Below are 26,703 nucleotides of genomic sequence, written 5' to 3' on the forward strand. Positions count from 1 at the left end.
TTTGCTCGGCTATACCAGGCTCCCCCCATTCTCCCTACCAGATCAATTTTTTCAGTATCTACTTTCCGATTTTCGTCCAGATACTTTTCCTGATAATGCATGCGTAAAACTCTGCAAATCACCAGATTACCTGAGCTGCCTTCATTCCCTAGTTCAATTACTTGTTCTACTTTACACTCAAAGGCCGCAGGTGCTTCGGCTACCCGGGGAGGTTTTACTACATCAGAAGCGATTTCCGTAAAACCTGCTTTTACAAATTCATTTACTCCTTTATCATAAGCTGTACTCGCGAGTGACATTTGTTCTACCATAGGATAGTTGACAATATTGATCACTACTTCCGCGACTTCTTTTACATTTTGATGCGTATGTTTTTCTGATCCATCTCTTCCACTTCTGGCCGGAGAAAAGATCATGATCGGCGGATTTGAGCTAAATACATTGAAAAAGCTGAAGGGACTTAGATTTACCGTTCCTTCCTTATCTACTGAACTCACAAAGGCTATTGGTCTTGGTGCTACAGCAGCCAATAAATAGCCATGCCTTTGTGGAACAGGCATTTCCATAGGGTCGAGACTCAGGTATTTTGACATAGATATTTACTTTGCAGGTAAAACTTTGCCACTAACAGAGCCGAATCCCACCCGTATGCCTTCTTTTTTTGCATATCCTTTTAAGGTGACGGTATCTCCATCCTGAATAAAGGACCTGCTACTTCCATCAGAAAGTGTGAGTGGGTTTTTTCCTCCAGATGAAATTTCCAGCATAGATCCATAGGAATGTTCGTCCTTGCCGGAAATCGTTCCAGAGGCCATCATATCTCCAACTTTCACATTACAGCCATTGACTGTATGGTGGGCGAGCTGTTGAGCTTTATTCCAATACATATACTTATAATTGGAATTAGAGATGATATTTTCCTCTCCGTTTTCAGGTGTCAGGCTTACTTGGAGATTGATATCAATATTACGATCTCCCTCATATTGCAGATAGGACAGTACCTCAGGTTCCTGTTTGGGACCTGCTACTCTAAAAGGAGCCAAAGCTTCGAGGGTTACGACCCAGGGAGATATGCTTGAGGCAAAATTCTTTCCCAGAAAGGGTCCAAGTGGGACATATTCCCATTTTTGTATATCTCTGGCCGACCAATCATTGAAGAGAACCATTCCAAAAATGTAATCCTCGGCCTTTTTGGTCGAAATGTTTTTACCCAGCTTGCTATTCTTTCCGATAATAAAAGCCATCTCCAATTCGAAATCCAGACGCGCGCAAGCTTGATACACCGGATCGCTATCGACAGGTTTTACCTGACCTTTGGGACGATGAATCGGACTTCCATCCAGAATAATGGAAGAAGCACGGCCATGATAACCTACGGGAAGGTGTCGCCAATTGGGTAAAAGGGCATTTTCGGGGTCGCGCCACATTTTACCAAGATTGGTGGCATGCTCAATACTCGAATAGAAATCCGTATAATCTCCCACTTTTACCGGCAGATGCATTTTTACGGATGACATATGATAGAGCAGGCCATTTTGATCCTTGTGAATAGGAGAATCTGCATCACATAACCAGTTTTGCACCCTTTCTCGTACATCGCCTGTGATAGATTTCCCCAAGCGGATGAAACTATTGAGGTATTTCCTTCTGAAAACTTTGGGATCAACGATGATATCAGCAAAAACGCCACTTTTGGCCAGCTTATACATATCGATGACATGATCACCTATTGCTATACCGACGCGGGCACTTTTTTTCCCTTTTGAAAAAATGCCAAAAGGAAGATTGTATATACTAAAATCTGAATCTGGCGCGATTTCCAGCCAGGATTGCAGTTCTTTCATATGGATATTGTTAGTGAGATTGACAAATATACTGTATTGGCTTAGCTATGATCAAGCCAGGATTGATAATAAATTCCATCATCAATATTCAAGGCATTTTCTGTGATTTGAAGCGGCCTGAAGGTATCGATCATAACAGCCAGTTCTTCGGTTTCTTTTTGTCCGATACTTCTTTCATATGCACCAGGATGCGGTCCGTGGGGAATTCCTCCGGGATGTAAAGTAATGTAGCCCTGGTCGATATTGTTTCTGCTCATGAAATCTCCATCTACATAGTAGAGCATTTCATCCGAATCAATATTTGAGTGATTATAAGGAGCCGGAATAGCTTTGGGATGATAATCATACAATCTTGGGCAGAAAGAACAAACCACAAAAGCTTTGGTCTCAAAAGTCTGGTGAACGGGTGGGGGCTGATGAACACGCCCGGTAATGGGCTCAAAATTATGGATCGAAAAGCCATAGGGGAAGTTATAGCCATCCCAGCCAATGACATCAAAAGGATGTGATGCATAAACCAATTCATGCAAATGTCCCTGCTTTTTTATCTTCATCAGGAATTCACCCGATTCATCATAAGTCTCTAATTCTTCCGGTAGTTTGTAATCTCTTTCGCAAAATGGAGAATGCTCCAACATTTGTCCAAACCAGTTTCGATACCTTTTAGGAGTATAGATAGGATGGAAAGACTCTGAATAAAGGATACGATTTTCCTCTGTATCAAAATCAATCTGATAGATCATGCCGCGGGGTATGACCAGATAATCTCCATATTCAAAACGAATATTACCTACGAGGCTGCGTAAAGTTCCACTTCCTTTGTGAATAAAGAGCAGTTCATCGGCATCAGCATTCTTATAGAAATACTCTCTGAGAGATTTTTTTGGGGCTGCAACTCCAATATGGATATCACTATTGACCAATAAAGGGACCCTGCTTTCCAGGTAATCATCTTTGGGGGGAACATTGAAACTGACAAGCTTGCGGGCCATCATATTTTTTCCGACCGCAATTTTTGGCGTGAGATCTATGGATTCCCCTATATGCTTTACCATGGTAGGTCTTTGGACATGATAGAGTAGGGAAGACATGCCATCAAATCCAATGGTACCAAAGAGTTGTTCGTAATAGAGGCCTCCTTCAGGTTTTTCAAACTGGGTATGTCTTTTGGGAGGTAATTTTCCGAGTTTATGGTAGATAGGCATATGAAAAATCTTTATACGAATGAGCGTTAGTAAAAATACTAACAATTGATACGATGATCAAATAGTAAGAAGACTTTCTGAAATAAAAAATCCGTAGCACAATACAAAATCATGCTACGGGAATTCTTTTCGTATGGGTAATTAAACTACCTCTTCGGGTTCAGCTATGACGGAAAATTGCATGAGGTGATGATCCAAATGCTTAACATGAAATTCCAGCCATTCTGGATAGGTGAAGGTGTTCATGAAGGGGTGGGGATTTTCCTGCTCAGGATGTCCCTGATAGTGATCCATAAATTCCTGCACGGATTGCTTCATCATGACTTTGGCAGCTTCCATGTTTTCCGATTTCAATTCTGGTGGACTGGGTGGGTCCTGGCTCTGCAAGGGTACACGTCTTGGAAAGGGGTAAGCAGTGCTGAAAAAATGTGCTTTTCCTTTAGCGGCTTTTTCTTCGTCCCCACTAAAAGGAACACCAAATTTGCCTGTAGAGAATTCAAAAACGGAAGCGAGGTGCTCGACCATGTGTTGTGGTCCCATCACCCCCCATTTTCTGGAGGAATCGTCACTGATCTCGTTCAACACTAACTGTACCTTATCTTGGAGTTGTGTTAGCATGCTGGAAATTTCTCTTAAAAATCGTTGCTAGACAATAGGAAGTTCATGGTGTGTAAGTTTTTAACTGTGAACGGTTATAAATCCTTATTAAAATTGTAGGATAGATATAGTAAAGAGTACAAGATTCTGAATTTACTCTGCGAAATACAGGTCAAATGAGGTTAGAAAGTGTAGAAAAATAAGCTAAAATGGTTCGCTATTTGCGAATAGCGAACTAAAACAATATGACACTTATTTGAAATATCAATAAATGTAAAGCATGTATGACTGATTTAAATAGATCACTTACTGCGAAACATTTCATCCCAAAATGACCCCTTTTGTATCCTTTTCATCTCAATGGTGCATGAAATTCATTGCTGATCTATTGAGGGGCGGATAGGTCAACTTTAAGTGCTTTTGTATAATGTATTGATATATAGGGATTTATAGAAAGAGGTATTTCCATACTTACTCAATGCCGCCTGGGAAAGAAAATAGGCCTGAAATGCTATAGAATAAAGATATTTTGCCCCCATACCCTTAATATATCTATAATAGAAAGAGATGCCCTGAATTACTCGTCAATACTTTTAGGCCAAAAAGCACTCTTTATTTCAAGTATCAGAAGATTAACTCACTGATAAGCAGCCTATAGCTGCTGGGGATGTTAAATGCGAGAATTTCAGGGAGGCTATGTGCTTTATTTAGGAAGGATTTCTTTGTGCGAGTCAATCAGGGTAGGGGCCCATGATTAGGGCAGAACCAAACTGATTGCCTGACTCTCTTCCGCCTTCCAGCTAGCGTTTCCTTTCCACTTACTGAATGAATTTTTCCCGGAATCATGACAAGTATCACAACTACGGATGAGCTTAGCATAATGGCTGCGAAATTTTTCCTGGTCTTTATCCCGGATACTGAATTCGATATTAGCTAAAGTTTTACTTGAAGTCCGTTGGAAACGAGGAGTTAAGTCTTGATCTCCCACCGTTAACTGAAAGCTTTCCAAATCATGCAATAAAGCTTTTAACTCTGTGTAGTATAGATCTGCCTTATTCCAGTTATTACTTTCTCCTGCAATCCAGAGCTTGGTGCTATAGCGCTGTAACTCTTGCATAGAATGCCTCAGGATTTTTTTATCCTGATTTTCACTTTTCAGAGATTTGATTTGTTGAATTTCGCTTTCCATAGCATCAATCCTGTTCTGCGATCTATGCAAAGAAAAGCCGGTAAGCAATATGCTCATGCCTAGCAAGAAGGATAATACGGGTTCGCGTTTCATAAAAGCAAGCTAGACAGCTGATTCATGAAATGGGAACGTTATGCAGTTGGAATATAACCTATGTAATAATTGTTGCGAGATCCAATAGTTGGCATAATTATCTTTTTGACCTATCATTACTGATTAAGATCTGCAAAGATGATTTATTTTTTTTGCTAAAATTCAAGCTTCTTTTTGCAAATTCGAAGGCAAACGGAATTGCTTTACCATTACATAAAGCATCATAAAAACTTGTTGCAAACTCTATTGCTTGGCTATCCTCAATGGTTTCTCTAATCCCAATAACGTATGGAACATGATTTGCTATGTGCTTAGCCTGATTTTCGGTATAACAAGCATTTAAGATTACGCATTCAACTGTATCAGAGAATAATTCGAATAGACCATCTAACTCTTTGGGCTTTAATTTCTCTAACCTCTTATTTTTTGTTTCTATGTGTATTCCTGATTCACTATCTCCAGAACTTGTAAAATGAATTATTCTAGGAGTTTCTTCTAAAATTGCTCTACTTAAATCTCTGCGATTTAAAATAGTCCTAGTCCTAAAGGAAAATGTGTCTCTATTTTTGGATCTTTTTATACTCTCTAATATTTCCCGTTGTTCCTGTCCTAATCGTTGTCTACCTGTATCGGTTGGTCTTGATGCTAAAAACAATATCTTGATTTTCTTATCATCTGAAGTTACTGGTTCATATAATGGTACTAAATCTTGTTGTGTTTTTTTCAATCGATTTTCTTTTATCTCCTGTTCTCTATTTTCACTTCTGGTAGATTTTGATTCGTAGCCATCTAGTAGGGTAGCGACTGAAAAAGATTTTCTCAGTCCAGGGCTAAAAAAACTATCTATACCTTCTTGTTCCATTACCAGTAAGTCATTATAGTTGTATAAGATTTTACTTTCAATATCTAAAGGAATATATTCTTCTACTTTAATCCCAGAGAGAGTCTCATGAATATTTTTTAGATATCTTCTAATAATGGATAACAAGCCTCTTTTATTCCCAATCCCAACAACTTCAATATTTATTGTTTTTTCTCCTGGGTCAGCTATAATAAGTGCCTTACAGTTTTCCTCAGATATAATTACTCCCGAACGCCAAAAGTTTTGTTCTAAAATTAAGTCATGGATATTTGATATAAAACGAGAAATAATAACATCTGGCATTATGTTGTATTGATATTGGAATTTGAGCATAGGAGCATTAGAGTGCTCCCATTTTATCGACTTAGGTCTATCAAGCGGAAAAGCTCCTGGAATAAAAAATTTCCCTTCTAGTTGAGGTAATCGGAAGCTCAATTGGAATCTCTCCATCATTTCCATAATAAATCTCCATTCTTTTATAGAGGGATATGATTCCGATTTTAGTAATTTTCCAGCTTCCTTTAATGTTAATATACCTTTTCGTTTATTCAGATATCTTGAGGTAATTATTTTGTATACACCTTTTGTGACCCACTCTGGATTTAAAACCTGAGTTTCAGCTAAGGATTGGCGGATGTCATCTCTGAAGTTTAACATTACTCCAAGATCATGCAATAATTTTATTAGTCTTTCTTTCTGGTAAGATTCCATTTCTGGATACAGGTTTTTACATAATTTTTCATATTCTGGATAAGACATATAGTCTTTGTTTTTTAGCTCAAGTTCTCCTTTAATTTTTAAGTCGCCTTCTAACATTATATCGTCAACGTGCTGCATGTTTTTCTGCTTTAACGCATTAATAACTTGAGTTTTCAGGGAATCTATTCCAATTTCATTTCTAGCCGAGGTTTCGATAATTTCGACTATATTGGGATATTTATCCATTAAACTTCCTTTACCAATATCCATTTTATGTGCATCGCACTTATTCAGACAAATAATTATTGGGATTTTAGCGCCTGCATAAGAGTGTATTATTCTAAGCCAGTAATCTAATTCTGTATCACCGTATTTGTCGTCCATTCTGGAGGTAACGACTAGCACGTAGATTGACCTCTTCGTCATAAAAAATCTATGTGTAGCATGCATAATTTCTTGTCCTCCGAAATCCCAAATATTAAGTTTAATATTTGTTAAATCTCGATTAATTGCCCAAGGGTAAATATTTATTCCCTCAGTCATAGACTCCTCTTTATTAAAAGGCTTTCCAAGTAAACGTTTAATAATCGAGGTTTTACCAACTTCACCTGAGCCTATAAATATTAATTTTGCTTCGTGTAATGGTTTCGCTTTTCCAAGTTTCAGAGCATCTTGAACTGATAAAATATGATCGATTTGTCGTTTAGGAGAAAAATTAAATATTTCTTCAGGTAAGCCAAAATTATTTCCTCGCAGGGATATTATTTCAATTGAAGCTAAATCTTTAAGTGAAGACGGCAAATGTTTTAATTGGTTATTAGATAAATCAATTATTTCAAGGTTGGTTAAATTCCCGACAGATTTTGGTATTTTTTGTAATTTATTCCCTGAAGCAATTAAGATTTTTAAACTCCTTATATTTCCAAGACCTTCATCTAAGCTTGTTAAGTTATTTCCTGAGACATCAAATCCCTCCAATTTTTTTAAATTTCTAATTACTTTAGGAAATTCTTTTAGTCTTGTTTTGGCTAATATTAAATGCTCTAACTCTAAATCTTTGAGATAGGTTGGAATTTCTTTTAAAGGGTTAGAGGACATATATAGAACTCTTAATTTGCTTAGACTTGAGAAAAATCTAGGAATTGAGCTGATTTTATTTTGTTGCCCATTTATATATTCAAGTTGTGTTAATCGTCCTATAAAGTCTGGAATTATTTCAACCTCATTGCCCCAGAAATATATTTCATTTATTTGATTAAGATTCTCGATTACCGGAGGTATTTCTCCAATTTTATTTCCACCTATATTTAAAATTTTTAGGTTTTGTAATTGCTCAAATTCTGAGGGGATTGATAGGATACGATTACTCCATACCGATAATCTCTTAAGGTCAATAAGATTACTTAAGAAAGTTGGAAGCTCTTTTAAATTGTTAGATCCTAAGATTAAATCTTCTAAAGATTTATTAAGAAGGATAGATTCAGGTATGTAGTCAATTGAATTATGTGACAAATCCAATTCTTTGAGAAGTTCTAACTTTTTCAAAGAGTTGGGGATAACTTTAAGATTATTAGTTGATACATTAAGTGTTTGTAAATTAGAGCAACTAAATATGGAATCTGGAATTTCATCTAAACCACAGCCTTCCAAATTTATTGATTTTAGATTCGGTAGTTTTTTAAGAAAAGAAAATCCTGATATTAAGTTGTTTTTCGATAAATTAAAGGACTCCAGCTTCTTCAAATCGACAATATAATTTGGTATTTTAGTGATTTTGTTCTCACTTATATCAAGGTGCCTTAAATTGCCCAACCGCGTAATCTCTGGAGGTAACTCTAGTATCTGATTTCGTCTATTATAGAATTCTCTTATTTGATAATAGGTATTGAATTCTGTATCATAAATTGAATTTCTAGTATTCCCAACTAGAAGTTCTTCAAGCCAATTCAATTTGAATATTTCAAATGGAATCTCTTTCAGTTCCAAATTTCTTAGGTCTAGAGACTTAGATTTTTCAGAGATACATTTTTGGATTCTTTGATCAATAAACGTAGAATTCATTTCAGGCATATAGCATTGCTTAGTGTTTTCTAACTTCTTTTTAATATTTCTGAATTCAGGTTATTTTAAATTTAAATCATCCTTGAAAATCAATCTTTTTGTGAGAACCGTCGCAATAGGGTTTATTATTTGATGCCCCACATCTGCAAAAGGCTGTCATATTTTCCTTAGCTACCTCAATTCCTTCAACATCTATAACTATGCAACTTCCTTTAAGGATCAGCGGACCATTGGGTGCTACCTGGATAGACACAGGATCGGCAGAAGCCTTTGCCTGCTGTTCTCCTTCCGCATTTGAGAAATAAGAAAGAGCTCCGGATGGGCATGTCTGTACTTGCTTTACAATGGTTTCAGAATCACTGGCTTCAACATTGACCCAGGGCCTTTGTTTAGGATTAAAGACACGGGGAAGTCCGTGGAAACACTTTTCAGAGTGAATACACATAGCTGGCTGCCAGACAACAGTTATCTCGCCATTGCTATAATGTTTGACAATTTTCTTCTCGCTCATATTGATTTCCTGCTTTTTCTTAAACTACAAATTTCTACCGATTTTATTCATACTTCATCCTGTCCATAAGGGATAAAAGATTTGCTCTTTAGCTGAAGAAGTAGAATAGCAGATGATTTCAGGAAATCCTTTAAGGAGATTTATGTACTACTCTTATCCTTTTCAGTTGTACATATGTGTTTTGAAGTAGGAAGTCCGAATCCCGGCTGAATACATTTCCCAAAAAGAAAAAAGGCTCCATACCCTGAGGGCAGCAGCCTTTTCCCTTTCCAACCTATTTTGTGTGTTAAATTTGACTTGATATATAAGTCCCTTTAAGACAGTTAATTAGGTCTTTTTGTTTAAAGTGTTTGCTCAATAAAATGGCTTAAAGTATTACTTGATTACCCCCTTAGAATAGGATTCATGAATTAGTTCTGCAAGGGATAAAAAGTGTAATGTGGAAAAGGATTTTTCCCAAATAATGAAAATGGGCCAATTTGTTTTTCAGGAGATTGCTCTCTAATATTAAGAGGAATTTAGATGCTATACTACGGGTTATTAAGCTACTACAAATTTAACCTGACATGAAATATAAAATACTACTACAATTGGCAGGCCTCGCTTGTCTTATTGGATTCCTAATTTCCTGTAAATCCACAAGTGGTGCAGAGGACAAAAATTCTGTTGAATCACCGCCACTTAAAGCCCTGATCATAGATGGCCAGAATAACCATGATCATTGGCCAAAGACATCTATCATGATGAAAAGCTATCTCGAAGCCAGTGGACTTTTTGAGGTGGATATAGATCGAACAGCTTTTGCCTGGAAAGGAAAAGATAAGCTCAAAGATTATGCTCTGGCAGATCAGCCTACGGAATTACTGGATGAGCCAAAGTCTGATCCTAATTTCAAACCTGATTTTTCTTCTTATGATGTCGTCATTTCCAATTTTGGCTGGAATGCAGCAGATTGGCCAGAGCAAACCCAGAAAGCCCTGGAGGATTATATATCTAAAGGAGGTGGACTAGTTGTGGTCCATGCAGCAAATAATTCCTTTCCTAATTGGGAAGCTTATAATAAGATGATTGGTCTTGGTGGTTGGGGAGGAAGAACGGAAAAGGATGGTCCTTATATCTACTTTAATGAAAATGGCGAAGTAGTTCGGGATGAAAGTCCCGGAAGGGGAGGAGCACATGGTCCTCAGCATGAATTTACCATCACCATACGGGATAGCGAACATCCCATCACAAAAGGGATGCCTGCACAATGGCTGCATAGCCAGGATGAATTATATGACAGATTGCGAGGACCTGCTGAAAATATGACGGTAATAGCGACTGCATTTTCCTCAGAGGAAAATAAAGGAACGGGAAGACATGAACCCATGCTGATGGTTCTGGAATATGGTGAGGGGAGAATATTTCATACACCCATGGGGCATGCCGACTATTCTTTTGAATGTGTAGGCTTTATCAGTACTTTTAATAGAGGCACTGAGTGGGCGGCTACTGGCAAGGTGAGTCAGGCCATCCCGGATGATTTCCCGACTGCAGAACAAACAAGTACAAGAGCATTTAAATAAAGGAATTCCCTTTATTCACCTTAGTAATAAAATCACCCAATAAGAATGAAAATAGGAATGAACCTGTTGTTGTGGACAACAGATATCAATGAAGACCTTTATCCCATTTTAGATAAGATAAAAGAAACAGGATTTGATGGGGTAGAAGTTCCCATCGGAGATGAAGGGAAAGAGAATTATACCAAGCTGGGAAAGCGGATCAAAGAATTGGGATTGGGCTGTACTGCTGTCACCTCAATTTTTGAGGATGGAAATCCGGCTAGTTCTGATCCTAAAGTGAGGGAGAAAGCTGTAGATCAGATGAAATGGAGGATAGATATGGGAGCTGAATTAGGAGTAGAAGTGATTTGTGGACCTTATCATTCTGCATTTGCCTACTTTTCCGGGGAGCCTCCTAGAGAAGATGAACGGAAGTGGAGTACAGAGGTCATGCGCAAGGCCGCCGAATATGCCGAGGGTACAGGAGTTATCCTGACACCTGAAGCCCTCAATCGTTTCGAATGCTATCTCTATAATACCCTGGCCGATATCTCTGTCATGATCCGGGAAGTCGATCATCCCAATATGAAGATGATCTTTGACACCCATCATGCTCATATAGAAGAAAAAAGTCATGCCGAGGCCATCGCTACTTATGCAGACTTGATTGGACATGTTCATATCTCTGAAAATGATCGTGGAACGCCCGGTAGTGGTCAGGTTGCCTGGGAAGATACCTTCTCCGGATTACAGGAAATCGGATATGATGGCTGGCTAACGATAGAAGCCTTTAGTCGAAACAAACCCGAATTCGCCTCCAATATCAATGTCTGGAGAAATTATGCGGATTCTATGGAAGCCATTTACAAAGGGGGCTATGATTTCATCAAAGCTATGTGGGCCAAATACGCCTAGTACATTCCTCAAAATTGAACTATGAATACGAAAAACGGATATGTCGACTCAAACGGCAGCCAAATCTACTACCAGGAAAGGGGAGAAGGTGAACCCCTTGTTTTGCTGATGGGCTTTGGAGCAGATGGAAATGTCTGGGAACTCCATGCGGCCGAATACGAAAAACACTTTCGGTGCATTATCCTTGATAATCGGGGAGTAGGTCTTTCGGCCCAACCTAAAGGGCCTTATTCGACAGCTATGATGGCAGATGATACGGCTGCGGTGATGGATCATCTGGGGATAGCAAAAGCCAAAGTTGCTGGAATCTCCATGGGAGGGGCCATTGCGCAGGAACTTGCCCTCAATCATCCAGATAAGGTGAGTTGTCTAGTCTTGATCAGTACCTGGCCAGTGTTTAACAATTACGCCAAAACGGTTTATCAAAACCTGATCAAACTCCGCAGAACTTCCAAAGCGGATGATTTCATGGAGCTTTTGCAATTATGGATTTTCGCTCCTCCTTATTATGAAGATAATATGTCTGATCTTAAGGAAGGCCAGGCTGGAGCAGCCGCCAATGAAAATCCCCAAAGTCAGGACGGCTTTGAAGGACAGCTCCATGCCTGTATGAATCATGATAGCGTTTCTCGACTTCATCAGATCAAGGTACCGACCCTGGTCACGATTGGGAGTATGGACATTTTTACCCCTCCGCCTTTCTCTGACATTTTGCATGAAAAGATTGCCGGTTCAGTTATGGAAACTTTTCCTACGGGTGGGCATGTACATCACTGGGAGGATTTGGAAAGATTTAATCGAGTAACGAGGGATTTTTTAATTGATAATTAAAAATGTGTTAGCGTTCGTGGGTGTTAGGGTATTAGAGTTCTCTTATAACCCTCGCATGCTAACACACAAACACACTAACACCAACGATGAGTAACATCAAACTCGCCTGCGAGACCTATACATGGCAAATGCCAGGCGAACAATATAAAGGAAGGCTTGAGCACATTATGGAGGTAGTTTCTCAGGCGGGCTTCACCGGGATTGAGCCAGAGACCAGCTTTATGCAGCATCTGGAAGATCCGATCCTGATGAAAGAGGCTCTGGATACGTATGGACTTGATCTGTCTGTTTTATGTGTGGTAGAGGATTGGTTGGGGCCGAAAGAAAGTCCGGAAGAACGGGCGCGAGCTGATAAGTGGATAGACTTCTTGCAGCATTTTCCTGATACCATCCTGCTGACTGTTCAAATGCCTCAAGCAGATCGTAGCAATCTGCGCGAGCGCCAAAACAATATGATTGCCTGTGTCAATGATTTTTGTCGCAGAGCAAGCGAGAAAGGCATTACTTGTTCCAATCACCCTAACTCTCCAGGAGGATCAGTATTCAGGATAGCCGAAGATTATGAAATCCTCCTGGAAGGTCTGGACCCGGAAGCTTGTGGATACTGTCCGGATGTAGGCCATATCGCCAAAGGAGGAATGGATCCCCTCGAAATCGTTAAAAAATATCGCTCCCAGATCAATCTTATGCATTATAAAGATATGTATACAGATGGTCGTTGGGCAGAAACCGGTAAAGGAGCCATAAATTTTGCAAGCGTAACCAAAGAGCTGGTCGATACGGGCTATGAAGGCTGGATCATCATGGAAGATGAATGTGATGAGTGCATCACCGACCCGGATGGAGTTACAGCCAGGGATGGGATTTATATTAAAGAGGTGCTTGCGCCGATGTTGAAATAAAAAATATGTGTTTTAGTGTTATGGTGTTGTAGTTAAGATACCTGATTACTACCGTACGATAACACTATAAAACGACAACACTTTTAAAAATGAACAACTCTCTCGTCATAGGCCTGGATTACGGATCAGATTCCGTGCGTTCCGTCTTGATAGATACTGAAAATGGAGCCGAACTGGCTTCAAAAGTCTTTTATTATCCTCGATGGTCGAAGGGAATGTACTGTGATGCACCCAATAATCAGTTTCGCCAACATCCACTCGACTATATTGAAGGTCTGGAAGAAAGTATAAAGGGATTATTTGAGGGCGAAAGAGCAGGTCTGGCCAAAGCTGTAAAGGGGATTTCTGTAGACACAACGGGTTCTACACCTGTTGCAGTAGATGCAAGTGGAACTCCCCTGGCCATGTTGTCAGAATTTTCAGAGGATCCTCATGCGATGTTTATTCTCTGGAAAGATCACACAGCCATCAAAGAGGCCGAAGAAATCAATAGACATGCTGAAAAATTCCCAACAAATTACCTGAAATACGTAGGGGGAATATATTCCTCAGAATGGTTTTGGGCCAAAATCCTGCGAACTTTACGCGTTTCAGAAGCCATGCAAAAGCATGCGCATTCCTGGGTGGAACATTGTGATTGGATTCCCTTTTTGCTGACAGGAGGAAAGGATGTACGGGAAATGAAAAGAAGCCGATGTGCAGCAGGTCATAAAGCCATGTGGCATGAAGAGTTTGAGGGATTACCTCCTGAGGAATTCTGGGCATCTTTGGATCCCTTATTGGCAGGATTGAGGGAAAGATTGTTTGCGGAAACCCAAACCTCCGAGCTCTCAGCAGGGAACTTGACCGCTGAATGGGCAGAAAGATTGGGCTTGAGCACAGATGTAGTCGTAGGAGTTGGAGCCTTTGATGCACATATGGGAGCTGTTGGAGGAGAAATAAAACCTTATTCTTTTTCTCGGATCATGGGGACATCGACCTGCGATATTCTGGTGGCCCCAATGGAAGAAATGGGAGATTATTTGGTAAAAGGGATTTGCGGACAGGTAGATGGCTCTGTTTTACCGGGTATGTTAGGAATGGAAGCTGGGCAATCTGCCTTTGGAGATGTTTATGCCTGGTTTAAAAACCTCATTTCCTGGCCGATAGATGAATTGCTGCCTACTGATCTTCCAAATCGTGCGGAGGTCGCTGCCAAAATGAAGGATAATATTATCCCAGCTCTCAGTAAAGCAGCGGAACAAATCTCCCCTCAGGAAAGTAGTGAATTGGCACTTGACTGGATGAACGGAAGACGGACACCCGATGCAGATCAGTCACTGAAAGGAGCCATTTTCAACCTCAACCTGGGTTCTGATGCCCCCAGGGTTTTTCGCGCTTTGGTTGAAGCAACCTGTTTTGGGGCAAGAGCAATTGTGGAAAGATTTGGCAGAGAAGGTGTACCGATCAAAGAGGTGATTGGACTAGGAGGCGTAGCCAAGAAATCTCCATTCGTAATGCAAACCCTGGCAGATGTTCTGAATATGCCCATTAAAATTGCAAGATCAGAGCAAACCTGTGCCCTCGGGGCCGGTATGTTTGCCGCAGTTGCTGCAGGCATTTTCCCCAATTTACAGGAAGCTCAATCAGCTATGGGACAAGGATTTGAAAATTCTTATGAGCCGATTGCTGAGCATGTAGCCTTATACGATAAGCTTTACGCCTCTTATATGAAAGCTGGGGCATTGGTGGAAAAATTGAAATAAATGTCTGATTATCAGAAGATAAAACAAGAAGCCTACGAAGCCAATATGCGCTTGCCCGAACTGGATTTGGTCCTCTTTACCTTCGGAAATGTAAGTGTGGCTGATCGGGAGAAGGGGGTCTTTGCCATTAAACCCAGCGGTGTACCATACAAAGAATTGGACCCGGAAGAAATGGTTATTGTGGATTTTGATGCGAATGTAGTGGAAGGGCAATTACGGCCTTCTTCTGACACAAAAACCCATGCCGTCTTGTACAAACATTGGGAAGAGATTGGCTCTGTGTCCCATACCCATTCTACCTATGCTACTGCATGGTCCCAGGCACAAAGAGATATTCCCATTATGGGTACCACGCATGCAGATCACTTAACAAATGATATTCCCTGTGCGCCCGTGATGAGTGATGATATGATAAAGGGAGATTATGAATACCAAACCGGATTTCAAATCCTCAATGCCTTTAAGGATAAAGGCCTGGATTACCGTGAGGTAGAAATGGTTCTAATTTCCAATCACGCTCCTTTTACCTGGGGGAAAAATGCCCAAAAAGCAGTCTACAATAGTGCTACCCTGGAGGAAATTGCCAGAATGGCTTATTTAGCATTGCAGATCAATCCCCAGGCTCCTCGCCTCAAGGATTCGCTAATCGACAAACACTGGCAACGGAAACATGGAAAAGATGCCTACTATGGTCAATAAAGGAAGAAACTAAATTTCAGACCTTTTACGCAAAGATCGGATTTCTGTGAAATCGCTCTTACAAAGGTGCCTTAGGCTAAATGCCTTCATATGAGTATGCTAGCACTGTTTTTTGTAATTTTTTAAGTTAAATTAATATTCAAAAAATAATCGAGCTTTCGTACTATTTCTGAAATGGGAGGAGATTTTAGGAATAATTTCTATCTTTACTGCAAGGTACTATTACACATTTCCCAGACAAACATACAAGCAAATCGAGCAGTTTGAGCTTATCAGCAGGCTTGAGTAATTAGGTCTTATTGAAAGACACTGTTATCGATACTTTGAAGATGTAGGGACAGACAATAGGGGTAGGACGAATTATATAAGAAGCTCTGATGAAAGGGTGGTTTGGGGACCACAATCGTCTTTTTTGTTCATATGCAGGATAGGCTTTGCTGCCGAAATATTTCCATTGTAACCTCTGGAAGGGCTATCCATATGGAGACTCTTTCAGAAAATAAAAGAGATGCTCATTCATAAACTTTACCTGACTTTAACCGATTCCTTGCCATTAAACCCACCAAAAAACTCCCGCATTCCGCCGGGGGATTATCTACCATTCTATCTAAACCATTAAAAGAGAGGCAGTTGATCTCAAATATGAGGCATTTTGCACGCTCAAAAGCTGTTTGGGCTCATTTCCTGCCACTAACCAATTAACACGATTGTTTTAAGCCATTCAAAATGAAATTACCCAAGACTAATTTCAGGATTTTCACCTATGCTATAGCAGGGATTCTTTGTATGTGGGGAGGCGAAAGTATAGGTCAAACCTATAAAGACTATTTTGGGAACGGCCACCAGATAGGAATACAAGCCACTTCAAGTGATACTTCAAGCACAGATCATGCGACTGAAAGTATTTCCGGAACAGGCATGATTCCTGATCTCAAGGGTTCTTCCCGTTTTCTTGCTCAGGCAACCCTGGGATACAACTATGATGATATCCAAAACCTCAGCCAAATAGGTATTGATGCCTGGTTGGATGGACAGTTCGCCGAATCTGATACTTCTTATTTACAGATGTACTGGTCCCAATTGGGCATGACGGGCCTGCCAGATGTAACTGATCTTCAGGATCTTAAAAGTTACTATCTGAGTAGAAGCTTTTACTATAATGTGGTAAAACGGGAGGATCAACTCAGACAAAAACTGGGATTCGCGCTCAGCCAGATTCTGGTTACTTCCATCGCAACAGGTGGAAACTGGGGAGACCAATACGCCGAGTATTATGATATCCTGTACCGCAATGCATTTGGCAACTACCGAGACATTTTGGCTCAGGTAACCTATTCGACAAGTATGGGAAGATACCTGAGTTCCATCAAGAACCCCAAAGCGGATTATGGGCTAAATACCCTGCCGGATGAAAATTATGCCCGTGAGATCATGCAGCTATTTACTATCGGATTGTTGGAGCTCAATAATGATGGGACCCTGAAACTTGATACAGAAGGCAATCCCATTCCGACTTATACCAATGAAGATATTCAGGAAATGGCCAAAGTTTTTACAGGATTAAACTATGCGACAGACAGGATGGGAGCCCCCAACAATAACTGGAACATAGGATATAATAGTTACGGGCGGATAAACGGAATGAAAGTCTTTCCGAACTATCATGATGTTACCTCAAAACGGATGATAGATGGGACTGTTTTACCAGCTGGTAGAAGTGGCAATCAGGATATTGAAGATGTCATTGATCTTTTATTTAATCATCCGAACACCGGACCCTTCGTCAGTATTCGGCTTATTCAAAATTTTGTCAAATCCAATCCTACTCCTGCCTATGTAAATCGGGTAGCTACTGTATTTAACAACAATGGCAAAGGAGAAAGAGGAGATTTACAAGCCGTAATCAGAGCCATTCTGGTTGACCCGGAAGCAAGAGATTGTTCCTGGATAGATGATCCTCAAAATGGAAAACTGGCTCAGCCCATCGAGCGGACAAGTCGCTTGTTGGCAGCTTTTAATGTATATGATACACCGGATACCCTCTATTTAAGAGATGTTTCAGAAACACAATTGGGACAAACTTTTATGAATGCACCTACGGTATTCAATTATTTCTCTCCTTTTTATCAGGAAGAAAAATACATAGCGCCTCAAAACCTCGTTTCACCGGAATTTGAAATCCTAAATGATGTAACAGCCATTGAAAACCTCAACCTGACGGAAAACCGAATCAAAAGCAGGCCTTTCAGGAACAGGTATCCCAATGGAAATAATCCTGCATTGGACCTGAGTGAGGAGATCAATCTGATGGGATCACAGGGTATTTCTGCTGTTTTGGATCGTCTGGATATCCTCTTGTGCAGAGGACAACTTTCCACAGAAACCAGGAATACCATCATCAGTACCATCGACCAGTACAAGGCCAATATCAATAACTACTCTGACGAAAGAGCAGTTGAAGATGCCATTTACTTCCTGTTGGTATCTCCTGATTATCTCATCATCAAATAATTGAAAGCATGTCTAAGAAGAAATATTCAAGAAGAAATTTTATAACAACCTTGAGTGGGGGCTGTGCATCTGTAGGGATTACCTCTGCGTTGGCAGGAATTACCAATTTAGGTTTGGTAAATGCTGCTGCGGCTGCTAATCACTCGATGTTTAGGCCTCAAAACACCTACAAAGCCCTGGTTTGTGTCATGTTTGCCGGAGGAAATGATAGCTTCAATATGCTCATTCCCAGGGGGAATGACGAGTATAATGAGTATGCGACAGTCAGAACCAATCTGGCCATTCCCCAAAACCAGCTCCTTCCCTTGAATCCCTTAAATCAAATGAATAAGCAATTGGGGCTGCATCCCAATTTGCCAGATGTGAAGCAGATCTTTGATAATGGGGATATGGCTTTTGTCTCCAATGTGGGAGCACTGGTAGAACCGCTGACAAAATCAGTATACCAAAGTAAGCTGAAACCCGTTCCGGTGGGTTTATTCTCTCACTCTGATCAGCAAAAACACTGGCAGACTTCTGTACCTCAGGATCGGAGAGAAATCCATGGCTGGGGAGGACGATTGGCGGACATCATGTACACCAATAATGCCAACCAAAATATCTCCATGAATATCGCGATCGATAATGGAAATATTTTTCAGAAGGGCCAGAATGCTTTGCCCTATGTAATCAAGAGCAATGGAGGAGGAGGGAGTATTGTGCTGAATGGAAGTAGTAACAATAACTTTTACGAAACCCTTAAGCGCCAAACCCTGGACAACCTCCTGGATGCTACTTACCAGAATGTGCTCGAAAAAGGCTATACCAATTCTGTACAAAATGCAGTAGGTTCTTCTTTCGAATTCAATTCTGCACTTTCCGGAGCTCCACCTCTCACAACTACATTTCCTGACAACCAATTTGGCAGGAGATTGGAAATAACGGCCAAGACCATTGCTGCAAGAAATCTGCTCAATGTCTCGCACCAAACCTTCTTTCTGCAAATTGGAGGATTTGATACGCATGGCTCAATAGATGATCATAGCGATTTGATGACTGTGGTAAATGATGGCTTAAAAGCCTTCTATGATTCCCTGGTCGAAATGGGCGTACAGAATGATGTTACCACTTTTTCCATCTCTGATTTTGGGAGAAAGCTGATCTCTAATGGCACGGGTTCTGATCATGCCTGGGGAGGAAATGCGATTGTAATGGGGGGTGCCGTAAACGGCCAAAGAATCTATGGAGAGTATCCGGATTTGGCTGAAGGAAGTTCTCTGGTATTTGGAGGGGGACGGGTATTGCCGACCACTTCCTGCGATGAGTATTACTCAGAACTGGCCCTTTGGTTTGGCGCATCTACTGCTGACCTCCCTCAAATTTTTCCTAACATATCCAATTTCTGGCTACCGAATTCCGGCTCAAGCCCCCTTGGATTCATGAGCTAAGCATCTAAATAATGAAAAATATATACACCTTTATTATAAGGCCCATATATCTACTGATAAGTACTTGCTTTTTGCTCATGATTTTGAGCAATAATTCATACGCTCAGTGTGTGGATGATGGTAATACCTGGAACCAAAGTTGGAAATCCTGTATCCTTACCCCTAATCCTAATGCTGCTCGTTTAAATTCTCACTGGTTACTTTTTTCCTTTGATGAACCCCAGAACATAGATTCTACCCATATCTGGAATGCAAACCGGGCGGGGGAAAGTATTGATGGAATCAAAACAGCTATTATCGACTATTCTGTTGATGATAGTACCTGGATACAATTAGGGAGTTTCAATTTCCCACAGGGTACAGAACAAAGCGATTATGAAGGCTTTGACGGACCCAATTTAGGAGGTATCTGGGTAAAGAAAATCCTGATTACCGTTCAGGAAACCTATGGAAATGGCAGTTGCGCTTCTTTAGCGGAGATTCAATTTCAGGTTGATGAAGATGCCTGTTATGGAGAAGTGGATGCTTGTGGTAACTGTAATGGACCGGGCGAAACGGTTTGGTACAAAGATGAAGATGGAGACGGTCTGGGTACACAAAGTATAGTTACAATGGCATGTGAGCAGCCTATTGGCTATGTAGAGAATGCTGATGATGATTGCGACAATGGTTTGCTGGGATGGAATGAGATTGAATTCATTTTCATGGAAAATGGCTGTAGAGGTTGCCACGGAACCAATGGCGCAGGAGGACTTGATCTGACTTCTTATGTAAGCACCATACAAGGTGGTAACAATTGCGGGACAGATATTCTGACTGGAAACACCCTTGCCAGTATCATCATGGTAGATGGATATAATGGCTGTGGAACTCCCATCAGCTCGCCTTCTATGAATGCGAGAACTGGTGGAATGATAGATAGTACAGAACTTGCCGCTATCCAGACCTGGATAGATGCGGGTGCACCTGAAAATTGTAATTGTGTTGCCGGAGCTCCTGATAATGATGGCGATGGAATCTGTGATGCCGTAGATGAATGTCCGAATTTCAATAATAACCTCATCGGAACAGCCTGTGATGATGGACTGGTTTGTACAGATAATGATGTATGGGTGGCTACTTGCGAATGTAAAGGAACTCCTCGCCAGGATACAGATGATGATGGCGTATGTGATGACGAGGATTTGGCTCCCAATAATCCCTGTACAGCTGATGGCGTAATGGATGGAGTAGAACCTGCTGGATGGATTCCCAATCCCCTCAATGATTGTGATGTCGATGGAGTAACGGTTGTACAAGGAGACTTGAATGACTATGAAGCTTGTGTAAATGAAGTTGGAAGTCTTACGACAGCCGCTTGTAATTGTGGAACAGCTGTAACCGTAGAAGGAGGAACCTATATTAGCTCTGTTGGGATAAATAATGCACAAAGAGCAGATGGTTTACCAGACAGTAGTTTTACCAGTTACATAGGAGGAAATGATAGTTTGTATTTGCAAACCTCTTATTTAAGTGAAGGAGAAATCGTGTGTATAACTACCCGCTTTACAGATCCGGATGGGCGTATTAGGGTAGAAGCCAATGGCGAATTATTTACCCTGCTAAATGGAGATCCTGGAAATGATCAAAGAATCTGTTACGAAGTTCGAACGGATGGAATTCAGAATATTCTAATTAAAGATGGAGGTGCAGGCGGTATTTATATCGATGGACTGGATTACAACTATTGTCCCTGTACGGACTTTAGTGTGAATGGTGATCCTGATACCAGTGCAGTAGTGAAGGCCTATTCCAATCTTACCGGATGGCAGATACTTACGGATGCGACCTTCTTTGTTTGTGAAGGTGATTCATTGGCCTTGGGCCTTGAATCAGGAATAGCAAGCAGTTTTGATTGGACCGGTCCCGGGATTGGTCTGGTTCAGGCGCCAGAATTAGCAGTAGGTATTGCAAGCCCGGCTGATGAAGGCCTATATACAGCTACCTATACCAATTCCAACGGATGTGTAGTCCGCAAAGATATACAAGTCTATGTTGAAGCGGCTCCACAGATCAGCTATGTGAAGGTTGATCCGGTTTGTACAGATCCTAGCTCGGGCATTATCACCTTTAGTTTTGACAATAATCCGAATAGATCAAGCCTTGAGTTCAGTATAAATGGGCAAAACGGTCCATATCGTACGGTTGCTGATGATATTGGTAGCTTCAGTATGACGGATCTGGAAAGTGGAAGTTATGATCTTTGGGCAAGATGGGAGTCCAATCATATTGAAATCAATTTGGGGCAAGTGGTATTGATGGGCTGTAATGAGGTCGAGGTTTCTGCCTTCCTGGAAGGGCCTATGCGAAACGACAGTATGGGAACCTTTATCATAAGTCAAATGGACAATCTCGATCCTTATCTAGGATTAGATAGTTCTGCAAATATTCCTTCGAATGTGGTGGATTGGGTGCTTGTTCAAATCAGGGACAGTGCCGATAGCCGAATCGTACTTGCCCAACGGGCTGCCTTTATCACCAGCCAGGGACAAGTTATATCAACTGGAGGAAACTCGAAATTGGGCATGAGAGAGAATATTCCAGACAGGGCCTATATCGCGCTGCTGCATAGAAATCACCTGGGGGTTATGACGGCTGATCCGGTAGATCTCTCTCAGCCCCTTGATTTTAGTGATCCTAATACTGCAGTTTATGGTTTGAATCCACGCAAAATGATCAATGGAAAAGCGGTCATGTACGCAGGAGACTGTAATCAGGATGGCAGTATCAATGCAGTCGATAAAAACAACTATTGGAGATTGCAAAATGGACAACCCTTTGAGTACGGACAGGGAGGCGGTGATATGAACATGGACGGTTCAGTCAATGTCATAGACGCCAATGGATACTGGCGAATCAATAATGGTAAGCTTACCCAAATCCCTAATTAAGACCTTTCAAATATTTATCATGAAATCGAATATCATATATTACTTGAGTACATGCTTCTTCCTGGGACTGCTAGTGGCAGGGCAGGGGCTATGGGCTCAAACCACATATAACCTTTCCTTTGCCAATCCCAAACTCACCGCAAATCCTCTACAGCTTTCTGTGGATGTGATGCTCTCTTTCAATCAGGAAGGGCAATTGGGATCAAGCAATCTTGCGATCGAGTACGATCCCAAAGTGCTGACACGCCCTCAATTGATTGCCCAGCATCTATCGGATGTGCCGACTTATCTCGAGCCGAACCTCACCCTTCAAATGGAAGGGAGAGTAGCGTTAAATATTGAGCTGCTGGCCAATGGTCAGGGAGATGAGATTGGCCTGGATGGAAATGATGTCAAAATAGCTCGCCTATCTTTTGATCTCTTTTCTACCGAAGAATTGATCAATCTGAACTGGTATGAGTCTGGGACAGTAGGAACGGTAGTCTTTAGTGATGATCCGAACTTTACCCAACTGAATCCTGCAAAACTGGAAAATATGACCTTCAATCCTGCAGATTTTCCAGCCCAGGACCTTATTCTTACAGCTGTTCAGGTAGGACTTGATGCGGAACTGGAATGGGAGGATGTCGCGGATTTACAGGCCTTGAATTATGAGGTAGAAAGGTCGGTAGATGGAGATTTGTTTGAAGTGATAGCGACTGTGGATAAAAATGCCAATCAGGGAACGGGTCGAAGCTACACCTATCTGGATGAAGGGATCGTACACTCGCTGGAGGGAAGAATTTATTATAGAGTGAAGCAGAAGGAAGTAGATGGTACCTATATTACCAGTAATACCGTCGAGCTCACGATCGATGAGGTAAATGCCCTGGGTTTAGAGGCTTTCCCCAATCCTGTAGTAGATGAGGTGAAGATTCAATGGGTGGATTTGGGAGGAAAAGCCGAGATAAGTTTACTTGATGCAAAAGGTCAATTGGTAAAAACTGCCAAAACAGAAATGGGTCAATCCAGTCTCGATTGGGACTTAAGTAAGCTCAGCTCAGGCGTATATTTTATCGAATACAAAAATCTGGACCTCCAGAGCATGCGTGCTTCTGTGACGGTGCAGGTTAAATAATATTCAATTTTCAATTATAATGGTAGGTTGGTTAATTCCAGCCTGCCATTTTTCCTTTTTGGCAATCCGGGACCAATGAGAAAAACAAATAATTACATCCCTTTGAGCCTGTCGCGGGGTCTAATTATCTTCTCAGAAACTCAGATAGCTATTTTGACATAAGGGCTCTGCGCATAAGTCAGGAATGACCCTTGTCTGCTGCTATTTCTTCAACACCAAAGTAGGATCAAGAGGATACCTGCCGAAATCTTTTCCATAGATGGCAATCCCACCATTTCCCTGGGTCCTGATATCAATTTTCAACATGCCGCTTCTTGCGGCATCCCTAAATTGCTTTCTGCTAATGGGAACTTTCAGCAAAAAACCATAAGAACCGGCTTCCTGAAGTTTTGCATCCTTTCTTTCTTTGGTTTCGATCTGCGCGTGCCAGGAAAGCACCCCTCTATGGTCTGCCGGATCATCTGGCAAAGTGGTTTCCATGAGCTTCTCCCCATTCACATAAATATTGATTTTTGAGGGGAACAAATTTTCATCCGTCATAGGGTAGGAGTTGGGGTTACTGCTGGGAGCTACCCGGGAGCCCTTCATATAATCCTGGTTATTGTCGAAGGCTTGTTGATCTTTGACAAAAAATTCTTTGGCTGATGCTTCGATCAGGAAATAACTTTCCCTGGGACGGAAATCAAGGGTATTGCTTCGAATGGGAATTTCATAGGTGATAACTCCACTTCCCGCAGCATTTATTTTTTTCCCATCCATGACTTTCCAGACCTTTTGGGAAAAATTTGCATTGCTGTAATCCTCTGCAGCTACACTTACCGTTTTTGTCCCTTCTATTCGACTTTCAGAATTGATTACAAAATGCATGAAGTTCCGACCCAGGATTTGTCCACGTGCATCACTGATTCGGAAGGTTAATCGTCCTAAACCCGGCATATCCGGCATGCTGATTTTGAGGGGATCCAATTCTTTCTGCATCCAGGCCTGATAGCTGGTTTTAAAAGAGCCCGAGCTATACTTTCGACTATCCCCCACATAGTTGTCTACAAAGAGATCGTAATTTATCAGCAGCTCTGAACCATGATCTGCACTGGTCATGGCAGAGAGAAATAGGGGAATTTCAACTTCTGTTCCGCCCAATACCTCTTTACATATTTCATTTCCTGTACTGATATAAATAGGAGCATGTAAGTCGCTAAGTGTCATCCCATTAACCATCTCCCCAAATCCGGTTTCCTTTTCAGAACGGTCAAAGCGCCAATAGCCATTCCATTCATTGATGACATCATGATGCTCGGTATAAAGCCAGCCTCCGATTTTGGGGAACATGCGGAAACTATTCATCATCCGGTGATAGTCCCAACTCCAGTCAACATCTCCTGTGCTACCTGTATATCCCCAGACATTGCCACATTCCGAATTGATATTGGGTTGTCGAGCTTGTTTGAATCCTTTTTCGAAATGATGACTGCTACCTTCAAAGGTTTGTTCGTCTATATTCTTCAAATGCTCATCCCACATCCATCCCGGCAGATATTCATGCCAGCTATTGATGTCTGTTTCTGTATGTCCAGCTCCACAACAAATAGAATTATCTTCAACCAAACGACTGGGATCCAAGGATTTTGCTAAATAATACATGGATGCTACCCAGGATTGGGTTTCAGGCAGGTATTCATTTTTCTTCCCATCTCCATTTGTATCGGTTTTCAGCCCCCAGGTCTCATTGAAAACGACCCATGAAAAGATAGAAGGATGATTATAATCCCTTTTAATCATCTCCTTGAGGGTATACTCTGATTCTGCACGCATCCTCTCATCAGGTTCTCCCCAGCTATTTGGGAGATCCTCCATGACTAATAAGCCCAGTTTATCTGCCCAGTAAAGCTTGCGTGGCACTTCTATTTTGATGTGCGTTCTGATCCCATTCAGACCAATAGATTTACTTCTTTCGATTTCCTCCTTCATGAATCGATCACTGGGGAAGGTATAGAAGCCTTCCGGATGATAGGACTGATCCAAAGCCAGTTGGAGATAAATGGGCTCATTATTTAAGGCGATATAGGGATATTCTGTCCCAGGGAGATCCATGACCGATATTTTTCGCATACCGAAATAGGAATTTACCACATCATCTCCGACTCTTGCCTTTACTCCATATAAATATGGGTCATCCAGAGTCCATAAGCGGGGACTAGCTAGCTTGAGACTAAATCGAACTTTCGCCTCTCCTTTTTTAATGCTAACGGAATGAGTAAGAGGGGTTTCATTTCCCTGAATTTCGACGATTAAATTCAAATCCTCTTCTGCTTCCTCTCCTAAATAGGCTACTCCACTGATTTGCTCCTTGTCGATATCGGGAGTGATATGGAGAGCGTCGAGGTAATTTTGTCCTCTTGCTTCCAGGTAGACCGTTTGCCAAATCCCCCGGGCATTTCCATAACCCTGTTTGCCATATAAAGTGAATTCTCTTCTTGAATCATCCACTCGGATCGTGAGTTTTTGGTCACTGCCTGATTTGATATGGTCTGTAAGCTCAAATGAAAAAGGGACATAACCTCCCTGATGACTGCCAATCAGTTTTCCATCCAGCCAAACATGGGTTTCCCAATCTGAAGCTCCGATGGTAAGGAAGATCCTTTTGTTCTGCCAGCTTGAGCCTATGCGTATACTTCTTTGGTACCAGGCGATATCTGCCTCATCTTTTTGTCCTGACAATTCTGATCCCCAGGGAAAGGGAACCTGTATGCGTCTGGAAAAAGTTTTTTTCCCATTAGCCCAATTTGCATCCATTCCTTCATCATTAGCATCAAATTCAAAGGCCCAGAAGCCATTGAGATTTTGCCACTGACTTCTTTCGAAGTCCGGTCTGGGATGTTCTGCCAGAGGAATATTTTGGGCGAAAAGGGGGCTGGATAAAAGAAAAAGGAGCAGGAATGCCGCTAATGTAACGCGGCTTGATAGTAAAGTAGTCATTGTTTGAGTCCTTTTGGGCTTTCGAGTGTTTGGGCCGATCCGATG

The 26,703-nt window shown here is 41.3% G+C and carries 18 protein-coding genes; 10 read left to right on the forward strand and 8 right to left on the reverse strand.

Annotation, left to right across the window (positions count from 1 at the left end; translation table 11 throughout):
- From R8P61_35620 to R8P61_35650, 7 genes are all read right to left on the reverse strand, one after another.
- On the reverse strand, positions 1 to 593 hold a 593-nt coding region (locus tag R8P61_35620), incomplete at its 3' end, for a flavin reductase family protein (GenBank protein MDW3652461.1).
- Between the two features lie 6 nt (positions 594 to 599).
- A complete protein-coding gene (gene fahA / locus R8P61_35625; protein ID MDW3652462.1) occupies positions 600 to 1,835 on the reverse strand; it encodes a fumarylacetoacetase in 1,236 nt (411 codons plus the stop codon).
- Between the two features lie 50 nt (positions 1,836 to 1,885).
- A complete protein-coding gene (locus R8P61_35630) occupies positions 1,886 to 3,049 on the reverse strand; it encodes a homogentisate 1,2-dioxygenase (protein ID MDW3652463.1) in 1,164 nt (387 codons plus the stop codon).
- A 141-nt stretch (positions 3,050 to 3,190) separates the two neighbouring features.
- A complete protein-coding gene (locus R8P61_35635) occupies positions 3,191 to 3,667 on the reverse strand; it encodes a DUF1569 domain-containing protein (GenBank protein ID MDW3652464.1) in 477 nt (158 codons plus the stop codon).
- A gap of 733 nt (positions 3,668 to 4,400) precedes the next feature.
- Positions 4,401 to 4,928 (reverse strand): hypothetical protein, encoded by a 528-nt coding sequence (locus tag R8P61_35640; protein MDW3652465.1) that lies wholly within the window; start codon positions 4,926 to 4,928, stop codon positions 4,401 to 4,403.
- A gap of 97 nt (positions 4,929 to 5,025) precedes the next feature.
- Positions 5,026 to 8,559, reverse strand: coding sequence for a COR domain-containing protein (locus R8P61_35645; GenBank protein MDW3652466.1), 3,534 nt, complete (start codon positions 8,557 to 8,559; stop codon positions 5,026 to 5,028).
- 67 nt (positions 8,560 to 8,626) lie between these two features.
- Positions 8,627 to 9,061: a (4Fe-4S)-binding protein gene (locus R8P61_35650; protein ID MDW3652467.1), complete on the reverse strand. Its 435-nt coding sequence runs from the start codon at positions 9,059 to 9,061 to the stop codon at positions 8,627 to 8,629.
- A 566-nt stretch (positions 9,062 to 9,627) separates the two neighbouring features.
- Here R8P61_35650 and R8P61_35655 point away from each other — a divergent pair.
- The 10 genes from R8P61_35655 to R8P61_35700 all read left to right on the forward strand — a co-directional run bounded on the left by R8P61_35655 (position 9,628) and on the right by R8P61_35700 (position 23,682).
- On the forward strand, positions 9,628 to 10,626 hold the full coding sequence (locus tag R8P61_35655) for a ThuA domain-containing protein (GenBank protein ID MDW3652468.1): 999 nt from the start codon (positions 9,628 to 9,630) through the stop codon (positions 10,624 to 10,626).
- 45 nt (positions 10,627 to 10,671) lie between these two features.
- Positions 10,672 to 11,520, forward strand: coding sequence for a sugar phosphate isomerase/epimerase family protein (locus R8P61_35660; protein MDW3652469.1), 849 nt, complete (start codon positions 10,672 to 10,674; stop codon positions 11,518 to 11,520).
- Between the two features lie 21 nt (positions 11,521 to 11,541).
- Entirely contained in the window at positions 11,542 to 12,351 is an 810-nt protein-coding gene (locus R8P61_35665; protein MDW3652470.1) for an alpha/beta fold hydrolase, read from the forward strand.
- 86 nt (positions 12,352 to 12,437) lie between these two features.
- Positions 12,438 to 13,253: a sugar phosphate isomerase/epimerase gene (locus R8P61_35670; protein ID MDW3652471.1), complete on the forward strand. Its 816-nt coding sequence runs from the start codon at positions 12,438 to 12,440 to the stop codon at positions 13,251 to 13,253.
- Positions 13,254 to 13,342: 89 nt separating this feature from the next.
- A complete protein-coding gene (locus tag R8P61_35675; protein MDW3652472.1) occupies positions 13,343 to 14,998 on the forward strand; it encodes a ribulokinase in 1,656 nt (551 codons plus the stop codon).
- A complete protein-coding gene (locus R8P61_35680) occupies positions 14,999 to 15,697 on the forward strand; it encodes an L-ribulose-5-phosphate 4-epimerase (protein MDW3652473.1) in 699 nt (232 codons plus the stop codon).
- 726 nt (positions 15,698 to 16,423) lie between these two features.
- Positions 16,424 to 18,208, forward strand: coding sequence for a DUF1800 domain-containing protein (locus tag R8P61_35685; GenBank protein ID MDW3652474.1), 1,785 nt, complete (start codon positions 16,424 to 16,426; stop codon positions 18,206 to 18,208).
- Positions 18,209 to 18,216: 8 nt separating this feature from the next.
- Positions 18,217 to 19,635, forward strand: coding sequence for a DUF1501 domain-containing protein (locus R8P61_35690; protein ID MDW3652475.1), 1,419 nt, complete (start codon positions 18,217 to 18,219; stop codon positions 19,633 to 19,635).
- Between the two features lie 11 nt (positions 19,636 to 19,646).
- Positions 19,647 to 22,565, forward strand: coding sequence for a hypothetical protein (locus R8P61_35695; protein MDW3652476.1), 2,919 nt, complete (start codon positions 19,647 to 19,649; stop codon positions 22,563 to 22,565).
- Between the two features lie 19 nt (positions 22,566 to 22,584).
- Positions 22,585 to 23,682, forward strand: a complete 1,098-nt coding sequence (locus R8P61_35700; protein ID MDW3652477.1) for a T9SS type A sorting domain-containing protein — start codon at positions 22,585 to 22,587, stop codon at positions 23,680 to 23,682.
- A gap of 201 nt (positions 23,683 to 23,883) precedes the next feature.
- Here the strand turns inward: R8P61_35700 and R8P61_35705 are convergent, their stop codons facing one another.
- Positions 23,884 to 26,658, reverse strand: a complete 2,775-nt coding sequence (locus tag R8P61_35705; GenBank protein MDW3652478.1) for a glycoside hydrolase family 2 TIM barrel-domain containing protein — start codon at positions 26,656 to 26,658, stop codon at positions 23,884 to 23,886.
- Positions 26,659 to 26,703 lie beyond the last annotated feature (45 nt).

Source organism: Bacteroidia bacterium, from assembly GCA_033391075.1.
Taxonomy (GTDB): domain Bacteria; phylum Bacteroidota; class Bacteroidia; order J057; family J057; genus JAWPMV01.